The organism is Vibrio sp. 2096 (genome assembly GCF_033339595.1).
Lineage (GTDB): Bacteria > Pseudomonadota > Gammaproteobacteria > Enterobacterales > Vibrionaceae > Vibrio > Vibrio alginolyticus.
This window is the reverse complement of the sequence record NZ_JAWOUX010000002.1, coordinates 510,163-522,708: the sequence shown is the minus strand read 5'-3', so window position 1 is coordinate 522,708 and position 12,546 is coordinate 510,163. Positions and strand designations below refer to the sequence as shown.

The window sequence follows — 12,546 nt, the reverse complement described above, 5'->3', positions numbered from 1 at the left end:
CCCCATATGAAACAACGAACTTTAAGTATGGTCGACGAATATGACTGTTCAAATGAAACTAGAAAAAACATGGCCCTAAATGGCTCTAATGAGATATTGAACCAAAAACATACCTCATGTATGCGAGAAAGAGCCATTGGGGTAAACTACTTCTGGCGTAACCCATCCACTGGAAATTGATTGAAATTCCCCTTGCTACAATCGGGCTCATATCCAAATGGAGCAGGGAAAGGAATCGTATCGCAGCTTGTTGAAACGGAAGATTCAAACTTTACTCTCTTTCCTATCATGATAGGAAATAACCATGTGGCATTATTTCTTAAATCAAACTCCTCTTTAGGGTCATCAATCAAATTGTATATTTCAGGGATCTGTAATGGGCGCCCTTTCTCCGGCATGATATCTTGATCAATAAAGTGCATCTTGTAATTTTCCCACTTATAAGCGTAGGTTTCAGATCCATTGTTAACGATGAAACCATCTCGATTAGACTTTTCACTATCTCCCTTTAAAAAGGCCCACTGATCAATACTATCTATTGTTCTATCGCTTGGTAATTTGTATCCACCGACATGGGAAAGTGAGGCAAATAGATCCACAACATGGATAATTTCATCACTCACTCTACCCGGTTTGATGTGGTTAGGCCAAGAGGCAATAAATGGTGTTCGGAGAGACCCTTCAAGAGCCGTAAAGTACGCACCACGCCATGGCCCGCTAGAGCCTTGGTATGGCATATGCCACTCTGGACCGTTGTCAGAAAACCAAATCACTAGTGTATTGTCTTTAATTCCTGCTTTTTCTATTGCACCAATAACTTGCCCAGCTCGAAAATCTATCTCAGCTAACACATCTGAGTAATTTCCTTTGCCTGTTTTACCAATAAAATCAGGATGAGGTAGCGTCGGTAAATGTGGTTGAGTAAAAGTAATTACAGAGAAAAATGGCTTATTCTCTTTCACATTTCGATTTATAAAATCTGTGGCATGTTCAACTAGCTCACTGTCAATCGTTCTACGTGAGTCCAAATTATATTCTTTGACCCCTTTAGGGTCCTGCCCTGCTCTAGCTGAAAGGATTTGAGGTTTAGGTAATATAGCTTTATAACCGGGTTGAGAGCTATATTCTGACTCATCCGTCGTATTTGCAATGCCATACCATTCATCAAAGCCTTGATCCGTTGGAAAGCGCCCTTTTTGGTCTCCCAAATGCCATTTCCCGTAAAGGCTCGTGTTATATCCTTGTTCCTTAAACTTCTCTGCAATGGTTATTTCCCAGTTCACCATACCGTAAGGCACTCCCCAAACAACCTTATCTGTCCCAGATCTAAGCGCTCGCCTCCCCGTCATGAATGAGGAGCGAGTTGGCGTGCATTGCGGTTCCACATTAAAATTAGTAAGGCGTACACCTTCTCTAGCAAGTTGATCTAAGTTTTTAGTTTCAACACCTCTGGTACTCCCATAGGAACTTAGTTCCCCCCACCCAAGGTTATCAACCAACATTACCACGACATTTGGTGTCTCTTCCGCAACCACTTCTAACGGGATACATAGAAACAGGATAGTTGCTATTTTATTTTTCATAGTGTCGCCTTTCATTGAAATTCAATCCTGTAAGTGCGTCTTATCACACTTAAAACACACTAAAGTCTAGTCCATGTTAGTTAACATTTTTGAAAAGCAGGGATTACTTGGAAGCAACAAAAAACCTCTACTATATTCAACTGACTACATTGTCTCATTTGGTGTCATCTCACTCGACTTCGCCATGATGAACACAATTAGTAACGTTATATAACGATAATGGATTCATTTATCGCGGAGGATTTTCATGCGAAACTCGATTAAAAAGGTAATGGCATTGGTCGGTACATTAGCTGCGTCCACAGCCTTTGCTGCCGATAAGCCCAACATCCTTGTGTTCTGGGGTGACGATGTAGGTGTATACAACATTAGTGCGTATCACAATGGTATGATGGGAGGGAAGACTCCTAACATTGATAAAATCGCCAATGAAGGTGCCATTTTCACAGACGCTTACGCACAACAGAGTTGTACTGCCGGACGAGCCTCATTTATTCTGGGTCAACATCCGTTTCGTACCGGTCTATTGACTATTGGTATGCCCGGCGCAAAAGAGGGTATTCAATCGAAAGATCCTACTATCGCAGAGTTACTTAAAAATCACGGCTATGTGTCTGGTCAGTTTGGTAAAAACCACCTTGGTGATCAAGATGAGCACCTACCAACTAACCATGGGTTTGATGAGTTCTTTGGTAACCTATACCATTTAAACGCGGAAGAAGAGCCTGAGTCTGAGTTTTATCCAAAAGATCCAGAGTTTCGTAAAAAATTCGGACCTCGAGGCGTGTTGAAGGCGACTGCGGATGGCAAAATCGAGGACACAGGTCCCCTTACTCGTAAGCGTATGGAAAACGTAGACCGAGAGTTCATGGATGCTAGCTTGGCCTTTATGGAAAAAGCAGTAAAAGAAGACAAACCATTCTTTATTTGGCATAACTCAACCCGTATGCACGTCTGGACACATTTGAGTGAAGAATATCAAGGGAAGTCAGGTTACGGCTTATACGCCGATGGCATGATGGACCTAGATGATCAAGTAGGTGTGATGCTTGATAAACTTGAAGAGCTAGGCGTAGCAGATAACACCATTGTTGTTTTTAGTACCGATAATGGCGCTGAGAAATTTACCTGGCCAGATGGTGGTACTACACCGTTCAAGGGCGAAAAAGGTACGACTTGGGAAGGCGGATTCCGCGTTCCGATGATGGTACGCTGGCCTGGAAACATTAAACCAGGAACGGTTATCAACGATATCTTTTCACAAGAAGACTGGATGCCAACTCTACTCGCAGCTGTGGGCGAACCAGATGTGAAAGAAAAACTATTGAAGGGTCATAAAGCAGCGGGCAAAACCTTTAAAGCACATTTAGATGGCTACAACCAACTTGATCTGCTGACTGGTAAAGCTGATGAAGGCGCACGCAAAGAAATCTTTTACTTCGATGCTGGTGGTAATTTAAACGCCGTTCGTTATAAAGACTGGAAGATCCACTTCAGTATTATGGAGGGTGCCATTAATGAGGCATACCGCAAAACACCTAGTTGGCCTTTGATTGTAAACCTTCGTATGGACCCATTCGAGGTCGGTCCAGATGCAGCACTTTACGTCAGACATTTTTACGCTGATCAAATGTGGATGTTCGTTCCTGCTCAAGCTATCGTGCGTAAGTTCCTAGAGACATTTAAGGAGTTCCCTGCAACGAAAGGTAGCTCGTTAAGTATTGAAAAAGTGGTAGAAACAATGACACAGCAACCTAGAAACTAGACCCTAGGTATCGAAGCTACTGTGGAATTAACTAAGGCCTCAATTGTGAGGCCTTTTATTTCGTTGCAATTGTTTGGTTGCAGCAAGTTATGGTCAAACAAAGATTATCATTTAGTGCTCTCTTTAAACACTTGATTCCAATCTTGTTTCATATCGACAAATAGCCAACCTTGCTCTTCACCTACTTTAAACGATTTATCTAACTTACCAACATGAGAATCTTTATCATACGCCCATTCGCGCTTGTCATCCGTGTGATGGATAATCGCAGAAAATCTTGGACCTGAACCTGCTTTCGTCCACTCTAACATCTGTAAATCACCATCAGAATTACCAAACGCCATTACCGGACGTTTGCCAATGAAGTTTTGGATCGTCACAGGCTTTACTGCTTTGTCATTGACAAAGTCTATTTCCGGCATACGTTGGATGGTAGGTTTTCCATCAACACTTTGATATTCCGCCTTTAACGTCGTTCCCACGATGTTTTGCGTTGGAATGCCGTATACTTCCGGCGCCCAAACGCGCATAAATTCAATTCCGCCTCCAGAAACGATGTAGGTCTGATAGTCGTTCGCTCTTAAATAGTCGAGCAGTTCGAGCATAGGTTGATAGACCATTTCAGTGTATGGTCTACCCGTTGTTGGATGGACAGCCGTTTTCAACCATTCCTTAACTTCTTGATGAAACTGTTCAGTAGACATTCCAGAATGGGTTGCCATAACAAGCTTCATTACACCTTCGAGTCCTTGTTTACCAATCCCCTCCATGTCGCCTTTTAATGCGGAAGCAAAGGGTTCGGTTGTCTTCCAATCAGGATGCTCAGAGGCCATTTCTTTTACTCTATCGATCGCAAAAAACAACTGTAGATAAACAGGCTTTTCTGCCCAAAGTGTTCCATCATTATCAAACGTCGCGATTCGTTGGCTTTCAGGCACATAGGAATCCGAACCTTGGGTCGTTGTTTTCGTAACAAACGCCACAATAGCTTGCTTAGCGTCAGTGTTGTTCCATGACGGAAGTGGATCTTGCATATCAGCAGCAACAGCGTAACTAGACAGAGCAAAACCTGTTGCTAAGACAATCGCCTTTAACTTTATAGCCATCTTAATTCCTTATATTGAGGTGCTAGGTGCGAATCCAATCAAAAGTATAGTTCAATTGAAACAGGCGCATATTGAACTGAAATATGCAACGGCCACCAGAAAGTGACAATGTCACCAATCTAATCCACTATTTTATTAAAATAGAAACATGGAATTTAACGATTAGAGTTTAAATTCATTGGCTTCAACTGATGTAGGGGCACTTTTACGTCCCTTTTTCTGATTGAGCTCTTCAATAACATAGTCGGGAGCGACCTTCGTTAGCTCTGTTAAACAGTCATCCGTTTTAGGGTTGCCGTATCTAACATAGATGTCACACACGGCATACAATTGTTCTGGAGCACCGGATATCAAATACGCTTGCTCAAAAGCGTTGACAGACTTCTTCAAGTCTAACTCTTCTTGCAGAACACCATTTAAATACCAAAAGTAACTGTTCGTCTTTGCCATCGTCGCAGCTTTGTCTATTTCAAACGCCGCTTCTTTCTTTTTGTCTAATCTAACCAAAGCGAGAGATTTAGAATAATGCAGCGAGGCATCTTCTGAATTTAGCTTGATACCCTCGTCAAGCACGTTGATAGCTTTTTGGTCTAGCTGTTGCGCTCGGAAGTTGTCTGCATAGCTTAACCAAACTTGAGGGTTGTTTGGCTCAAGCTTAGTTAACTCTGGGTATATCAGCGCCGCTTTATCCCAATCACGATGCCAACGGTAAACGTCTGCAAGTAATAACTTGGAAACATTATCGTTCTTACTGGACAAGTGTGCTGTCAGCTCTGAAACAGGCCCTTCAAGTGACTGCTGTTGCTCTGAACTCAAATTGGCGTAATCTCGAACGAGGTTAATCGCTGCTGTAATTCGCACCATGGCGGCGTCATCACTCAATAATGGTGAAATCAAACGCCAACGGTGCTCAATCATATATGGCTGTGCTCCCACAATCGCAGCTTCGCGAATACCTGCATCTTCATCCTGCAACCCACGCGCAACTGCAACCAATGCATTTTGGCTTGGATAGTTGGCTAACTCACGTAAAGCATCAATACGTTTTTCTGAAGACAACTTTTTATTTTGCGCATCATAAGACAGCTTTTCGACTCGTTGCGCCGGTGTCATTTGAGCTTCTTGTGGAGTGACAACCGTTGTCGGCGATACCTGGTCTGGGTCTAGCAATGTTGTTTCTTGTGCCACTGCTGTTTGACTCGCAGCAATGCCGATCGAGATCACGAGTAATGATTTAGAGAGCAGCTTAATTTTTTGCATTCAATAACCTATATTCTTTCATTTCCGGGCCTGTAGCAGGCGTAGTGACTATCTTAAAACTTCGTTTCAAACACAGTCTGTGTTTGAGTAGCTTGCTGGCGTAGAATCTGGTCACTGTATTTACCGTGAACCACTGGGTTACCTGTCGCTCGTAAGATGTACGCCATCGACTGATCAACATGGGTAAAAAACTTCTTCCAACCCGCGCAGAGATAATTAAGACCAGGCTCACCTTGCCTAGTACGGATAAAACGGTTTTTGGGACATTCTCCAAAACATGCAAATTGATAATCACATTGAAGGCACTGTTGGGGCAGCGTACGACTTTTAGCAAACCCAAATTTCTGCTGCTCAGAGCTATAAGCGAGCGTATCGAGCTTTTCGTGATGAATGTTTCCAACCTTATATTCTGGGTACACGTAATGATCACACGCAAACACATCACCATTAGGCTCCATTGCTAAGCCCTTCCCGCAGATTTCACCTAACGTACACAGTGGGTTTTTTCTGCCCATCCAGGTTTCGATACTAGCTTCAAAGTACTGCACAAACACGTTGCCGATATCGTGTAAAACCCATTCATTGAAAATCGCGATCAGAAAATTTCCCCATGCTTCATCCGCAACGCAAAAAGGCTCAACAACGGCATCTTTATGACCTGGGATCAACCGTTTATCTCCTTGCTTTAGTTGCTCGTTTGGCTCCCAAGTTTGAGGGGCGGTTGTTCTGAATGTTTTCTGTTCAACTATTGGAATAAACTGCATTTGAGGGGAGCGTACTTCATCTCGCAAGAATCGGTACACTTCAAGTGGGTTACGGCCGGTCAAGTTGTTAACACAAGTGAGCGTAGCAAACTTTACTTCGTGCTTATGTAATAATTCAACCGCATTCATAACTTGCCGGAATGTGCCTCTACCAGCTCGGTTTGTTCGGTAAGCGTTGTGCATCATTTCTGGGCCATCAATGCTTAAACCGACGAGAAAGTTGTTCGCCTTTAAAAACTCACACCATTCATCGTTAAGCAGTGTGCCATTAGTCTGGAGATCATTGGAGATCGTAATGCCATCGGGACGGTATTTATTCTGTAGCTCAACAATTGTCTTGAAATAATCCAAACCTAGCATTGTCGGCTCACCCCCCTGCCAAGAGAAAATAATTTCAGGTGTATTTTGTCCCGCTATATATTGACGGATATAGGTCTCGAGCGTTTCCTCATCCATGACTGGTGAGCAGCCTGGCTTGTACTCAAGTAAATCTTGTTTGCTTAGGTAGTAACAATAGGTGCAATCGATATTGCACACTGCACCGATAGGTTTCGCCATGACATGTAATCGCTTGGATGCTTTTCCATTGAACTGCGGACCTTGAGTTATGTGCATTCATCACCTTCTTAGTTGCTAGCCTGTGCCCAACGACGTTAAGACTAATCATTAAGTTAATCGCCTAGTGTGATGATAATGTTCAATTATTCGTGGCGCTTGTTATAGTGTGTATAACTGTTTTTCATAGACTTGCCTGATAAAATTTTTTGATTATAAATGTTGATGGAGCTCCCCTATGAAGCATTCCAAAAGTAATACTCTTTACCTTGGTGCCACTATTTCGATTTCGCTAATTATGACTGGATGTGCAACAACACAACCTAGCCCTCTTGCTCAAAAAATCGATCAAGATATGGTTCTTATTGAAAGCGGACAATTTACGATGGGCTCGGATAATCCATCAGCAAATAAATCCGAGCGCCCGGCTCGCACCGTTCGCGTGGATGATTTCTATTTGGCAAAATTTGAGGTAACCCAAGAGTTATTCGAATCGGTTACAGGCTCTTCTCTGAGTTATTTTAGAAACCCAAATACGCCCGTGAATAACATTAGCTGGCAACAAGCCAATTATTTTATAAAGAAATTGAATAAAAAAACGGGAGAGCACTATCGTTTACCCACCGAAGCAGAATGGGAGTTTGCAGCGAAAGGGGGGAATCTAAGTCAAGGATTCACTTACGCGGGGTCTGATGATATTAACGACGTTGCCTGGTATGCCAGTAACTCAAACAATAAGGCACACAAGGTAGGTCAGAAAAAACCGAATGAGCTTGGCTTATACGATATGACGGGTAATGTTGGTGAGTTTGTTATTGATGCGTTTGATGAAGGCTATTACAAATCAGCACCAAGTGATAATCCGGTAAACGCAAAAGATGAAAAAGAAAGCCTGGCACACAAGTCTGTACGAGGTGGTAGCTTTGCCTATGATGCTGACGAATCCGAAAACTATCGTCGCGATTTTGCTAGCCAGTCAGTCATCATGTCCGATATGGGGCTGAGATTAGCGAAAGACGCTGATTAAACTAAGTAAGAAAAAAGTGGAGCGATAAAAGCTCCACTTTTGGTAATTAGCTCCTATTGACCCCAACAATAGAGGCTTTAAGCTGATCAATAGCTTGCTTAGGTGCATAGTGACTAAGCTCTTGTATGCACCTATCGAAAGCAAAAGCGACAGCACCTTTTTTATGATTTCTCGCTAGAACCTCGCATTGAGCAAACAAGTGTTGTGGATTGCCACCGACTTCAAATGCTGTATGCAACGCTTTACTGGCTTCTAGAACATCGCTTTTTTCTAAAGCTAGACCGTACACGTACCAATAATGCGCATTAGTTTCACCAACTTCTGCGGCGCGTCTAAGTAGCTTTTTCGCATCATCGGCTTTGCCTTGACGTAACAAAGAAAGACCTGCGCTGTATGGTAATGTGCTGGATTTAGGTTGAGCTTTCATCCCTTGTTGTAGCACCGTGAGCGCAGCTTCTTCTTTACCTAGGTGACGATACAAATCTGCTAGGTTAACGTAGCTATTTTCGAAATAGGGTTCGATGCTGATCGCTTGTTTATACAGCTCGGCCGCTTTGTCGATTTCACCTAAGCTGCGGTACACATTCGCCAAATTGGTTCTTCCGAAACCACGATCGGCATTAAACTCTTGAATTTCCATGTACTCTTCTAAAGGCGATTTAATGATATCTTTTTGTAAAGGGGTCATTTGTGCGTAGTTCGCTACCAGCACCGAGGCAGCTTCCGCTCTCACTGAAAGCACCGGGTCACCAAGCAATGGCTCTAGAATCCGCCACCGATCATGAAATTCATAACCAGACGAGCCTGAAATTGCCCCTAATCGAACCATTTCATTCTCATTCTTAACGGCCCTAGCCAAAGATACTGTTGTATTTTGGTCAGTGTTGCCCCCCATTCTCTCCAGGGCTGAGGCGCGAATAATGTCTTTTAAAGACGAATCCTGAGCAGAGTATGCCAACGCATTTGCTGCTCCTTGATGACCAATTGAATCCGCATAAAATGCGACAGCAAAATGTTGTTGATTACGATACTTCGAATTCGGGTACCATTCTGCTATCTGTTCATCGGCCCATTGATTGCTTTTATCTTCATGGCATGACATGCAAACATTGGGCGTTCCAATATGTTTGCTCAAATCCGGTCGTGGAATATGCCAACTGTGGTCTCTACGAGGATCGACTTGCATGTAAGTTGTTTCTGGCATGTGACAAGTCGTACATTGCGATGCTTCAGATCCAACCTTATGAAAGGTATGCTTTTCAGGTGTATATTCCGATGCAATATGGCATTGCGAACATACTGCCTCTTCTGGGATCGTTAACTCTGCCGTGTGTGGATCATGGCAATTAGTGCACGTGACCCCTTTCTCCGCCATTTCAGATTGAAGAAACGAACCATAAACATAATCTTCGTCGTAAATCTGTCCATCATGATAGTAGAGTTCAGGTGTTATAAGACTTAAGCGATATTTATCAAAAAAGGAACCTTTAACATGATCACCTGTTTCATTTAACTGGGTTCGGCGACTATGGCATTGAGCGCATGTTTGCACTTGATTGGTTGCTTCAATTGATTTCGGCTGTAACGTACTATGGCCTTCCTCAAACACCCAATCCGACACTGCTTTAGACAAATTTCGATCAAAGCCATAATGGCTGTCATGCTCAAAAGAAGTGCCAGCATTTTTGTATTTCTTGGCCAGTTCTATGTGCTGACTAGCGGGACCATGGCATGCTTCGCATCCCACATTAATCTCTGACCATGAGCTGTTGTAAGTGTTTTTGTCAGCGTCGTAATTCTTCTTTAGGTTCGTTGAATGGCAATCAGCACACATGAAGTTCCAATTTTGCCCGGTATTGGTCCAATAGAATTCATCCGTTGTTGTCGTTTCTGGATAAAGATGAAACCAACGCTGTCCCCCTTCAACTTTACCTCTTGTGTCCCAAGCAAAAGGAATAAGCTGCACGCGGCCATCTTCAAACTCGACCATGTACTGCTGTAATGGCTCCCAGCCAAATGTATAGCTGATCTTATAGTCATGCCATTGCCCGTCAGCACCTTGAATATTGACCCAAAATTCGTCGCCTTTTTTAAAAAAACGATTAGGCATTCCTTTGTGCGTTACAACATGGTTATCAAAATCACCACGTACAGAGGTTGTACTTGCATGCTTCATGGCCATATCGTGATGTGACCCTTTCCAGGCCGCTACCTCGTTTTGGTGGCAATCTATACAAGCTTGTGTGCCAGCATATTCCGGATTTAAGCCTGAAGGAATATTTGGTTTCTCTGTTAATAACTCTTGAGAAAAAGCCATAAAACTGACAACAACGTTGACCAGCAATAAAATGCGAAACCGGCCTGCCCACTGACTCATAGATATCCTTATATTTATAATGTACAACCTAAATCAATATAGACACTAAATCACTGGTTATACAAATAATTACAAGCAATACATAACGACTTTAGTATTGCTTTAGGACCGTAAAACAAGCGAGCATCCTATTGTTTTTCATTTCCATCCCCTCTTCTACTACGCAATAAAAATAAGGCTCTTAAGTGATCTAAATCTACTTTACGAATCTCTACAAACTAACAGAACAATCCTATTTCTTCTTAATTAACAAATAGTTACAACCTAGCAATAACTTATGGTTATATCGAGTATAAGAGGATTTTTCTATATACATCATTAACTTATGCAGCAACTAAGCATAAGGCTCACTTGTGCTTATCTTTACTCTCAACAATCTGGAGTTTTTATGGCAAATCAATTGAGCAAAATCGCTGTGGGCGCAGGACTGTTAGCGGCGTCCAGTGCTGCTATGGCAGCCGACAAACCGAATATTCTGGCAATTTTTGGTGACGATATCGGCTACTGGAATATCAGCGCATACAACCAAGGTATGATGAGTTACAAAACGCCAAACATCGACCGTATCGCGAATGAAGGTGCATTGTTCACAGATCACTACGGACAACAGTCTTGTACTGCTGGTCGCGCGGCCTTTATTACGGGTGAAGAGCCATTTCGTACGGGTTTGTTAACAATTGGTATGCCAGGCTCTGACCACGGCATACCTGATTGGGCGCCAACCATTGCAGATCTGTTAAAAGAACAAGGTTACATGACGGGTCAATTTGGTAAAAACCACTTAGGTGACCAAGATAAGCACTTACCGACAAAACACGGCTTTGACGAATTCTTCGGTAACTTATATCACCTAAACGCAGAAGAAGAACCTGAAACTTATTACTACCCTAAAGACCCAGAGTTTCGTAAAAACTATGGCCCTCGTGGTGTCATTAAGTCTTATGCCGACGGTAAGATTGAAGACACTGGCCCGATGACACGAAAACGTATGGAGCACGCAGATGAAGAGTTCCTAGAGAGCTCTTTGGCATTTATGGAAAAAGCAGTTAAGGCGGATAAACCCTTCTTTATTTGGCATAACGCCACTCGTATGCACGTTTGGACTCGCTTGCAGGAAAAATACCAAGGTAAATCAGGTGTAAGCATTTATGCCGATGGTATGCTGGAACATGATGATCATGTAGGTGTTTTACTCGACAAGCTGGATGAGCTAGGTGTTGCAGACAACACTATCGTTATCTACTCAACGGACAACGGCGCAGAAACCATGACTTGGCCAGATGGTGGCGCAACACCATTCCATGGTGAAAAAGGTACAACTTGGGAAGGCGGTATGCGTGTTCCTCAACTGGTTCGTTGGCCAGGCGTCATTAAGCCAGGAACCAAGATCAATGAAATGATGGCACACCAAGACTGGTTGCCTACATTATTGGCAGCTGCTGGCGTACCTGATGTAAAAGAAAAACTGGCAGAAGGCTACAAAGCAAATGGCAAAGAGTGGCGTGTACATTTAGATGGTTATAACTTCATGCCATACTTTGAAGGTAAGGAAGAAAAAGGCCCTCGTGAGTCGCTGCTTTACTTTACGTCTAATGGTGAATTAAACGCTGTCCGCTGGAATGACTGGAAACTTCACTTTGCAACGCTTGAAGGGAACCTAAGTAACGCAGTTCGTTTTGCTCCGAACTGGCCTAAAATCATCCACCTACGCGCTGACCCATTCGAAAAAGGCCCAAGCGAATCACAAATGTACTTGCGTTGGATGGCTGACAACATGTGGCTATTTGTACCTGTTCAAGACGTTGTGGGAGAGTTCTTTAAAACACTTCCAGAATACCCAATGCAACGTGGCACAGCGATGAACCCTGCTTCACTAAACTACGACTCTCTAAAAATGCAAGAGAAGCTGCAGCAACTAGACAAAGTTGAACAAGAAATCAGCAAGTTTAAGTAAACTAAGTTAACGTTAGTTAATCAGTAACATTAAGCCAGCAGACCATTCTGCTGGCTTATGTGTATCGCCACATAGGAACTTACTTAAATCGTCTGTTTAGACTATGCAAAAGTACAAACTGAAAAACAAAAAAGGAGAGCTAACCTGCTCTCCTT

Annotated in this window: 8 protein-coding genes; 3 read left to right on the top strand and 5 right to left on the bottom strand. The window is 42.9% G+C overall.

The features are described from left to right. Positions 1–146 precede the first annotated feature (146 nt). On the bottom strand, positions 147–1,598 hold the full coding sequence (locus tag R7Q41_RS05680) for an arylsulfatase (protein ID WP_047100656.1): 1,452 nt from the start codon (positions 1,596–1,598) through the stop codon (positions 147–149). A 232-nt stretch (positions 1,599–1,830) separates the two neighbouring features. Here R7Q41_RS05680 and R7Q41_RS05675 point away from each other — a divergent pair, with 232 nt between their 5' ends. Then, positions 1,831–3,348, top strand: a complete 1,518-nt coding sequence (locus R7Q41_RS05675) for an arylsulfatase (protein ID WP_005377761.1) — start codon at positions 1,831–1,833, stop codon at positions 3,346–3,348. Between the two features lie 107 nt (positions 3,349–3,455). Here the strand turns inward: R7Q41_RS05675 and R7Q41_RS05670 are convergent, their stop codons facing one another. The 3 genes from R7Q41_RS05670 to R7Q41_RS05660 all read right to left on the bottom strand — a co-directional run bounded on the left by R7Q41_RS05670 (position 3,456) and on the right by R7Q41_RS05660 (position 7,093). Continuing rightward, positions 3,456–4,454 (bottom strand): HAD family hydrolase, encoded by a 999-nt coding sequence (locus R7Q41_RS05670; RefSeq protein ID WP_054579698.1) that lies wholly within the window; start codon positions 4,452–4,454, stop codon positions 3,456–3,458. A 162-nt stretch (positions 4,455–4,616) separates the two neighbouring features. Then, positions 4,617–5,714, bottom strand: a complete 1,098-nt coding sequence (locus tag R7Q41_RS05665) for a hypothetical protein (protein WP_065274487.1) — start codon at positions 5,712–5,714, stop codon at positions 4,617–4,619. 53 nt (positions 5,715–5,767) lie between these two features. Then, positions 5,768–7,093, bottom strand: a complete 1,326-nt coding sequence (locus R7Q41_RS05660; RefSeq protein WP_104975283.1) for an anaerobic sulfatase maturase — start codon at positions 7,091–7,093, stop codon at positions 5,768–5,770. A 238-nt stretch (positions 7,094–7,331) separates the two neighbouring features. Here R7Q41_RS05660 and R7Q41_RS05655 point away from each other — a divergent pair, with 238 nt between their 5' ends. Beyond that, a complete protein-coding gene (locus tag R7Q41_RS05655; RefSeq protein ID WP_373924807.1) occupies positions 7,332–8,060 on the top strand; it encodes a formylglycine-generating enzyme family protein in 729 nt (242 codons plus the stop codon). 46 nt (positions 8,061–8,106) lie between these two features. Here R7Q41_RS05655 and R7Q41_RS05650 read toward each other — a convergent pair whose 3' ends face one another. Further along, positions 8,107–10,437, bottom strand: a complete 2,331-nt coding sequence (locus tag R7Q41_RS05650; protein ID WP_318144407.1) for a tetratricopeptide repeat protein — start codon at positions 10,435–10,437, stop codon at positions 8,107–8,109. Between the two features lie 388 nt (positions 10,438–10,825). Here R7Q41_RS05650 and R7Q41_RS05645 point away from each other — a divergent pair, with 388 nt between their 5' ends. Beyond that, a complete protein-coding gene (locus tag R7Q41_RS05645; protein WP_005377767.1) occupies positions 10,826–12,391 on the top strand; it encodes an arylsulfatase in 1,566 nt (521 codons plus the stop codon). Positions 12,392–12,546 lie beyond the last annotated feature (155 nt).

Excerpts from the sequence above, each read along its gene's own strand:
- R7Q41_RS05680 (WP_047100656.1), bottom strand. The coding sequence starts at position 1,598 with ATGAAAGGCGACACTATGAAAAATAAAATAGCAACTATCCTGTTTCTA.
- R7Q41_RS05675 (WP_005377761.1), top strand. The coding sequence starts at position 1,831 with ATGCGAAACTCGATTAAAAAGGTAATGGCATTGGTCGGTACATTAGCT.
- R7Q41_RS05670 (WP_054579698.1), bottom strand. The coding sequence starts at position 4,454 with ATGGCTATAAAGTTAAAGGCGATTGTCTTAGCAACAGGTTTTGCTCTG.
- R7Q41_RS05665 (WP_065274487.1), bottom strand. The coding sequence starts at position 5,714 with ATGCAAAAAATTAAGCTGCTCTCTAAATCATTACTCGTGATCTCGATC.
- R7Q41_RS05660 (WP_104975283.1), bottom strand. The coding sequence starts at position 7,093 with ATGCACATAACTCAAGGTCCGCAGTTCAATGGAAAAGCATCCAAGCGA.
- R7Q41_RS05655 (WP_373924807.1), top strand. The coding sequence starts at position 7,332 with ATGACTGGATGTGCAACAACACAACCTAGCCCTCTTGCTCAAAAAATC.
- R7Q41_RS05650 (WP_318144407.1), bottom strand. The coding sequence starts at position 10,437 with ATGAGTCAGTGGGCAGGCCGGTTTCGCATTTTATTGCTGGTCAACGTT.
- R7Q41_RS05645 (WP_005377767.1), top strand. The coding sequence starts at position 10,826 with ATGGCAAATCAATTGAGCAAAATCGCTGTGGGCGCAGGACTGTTAGCG.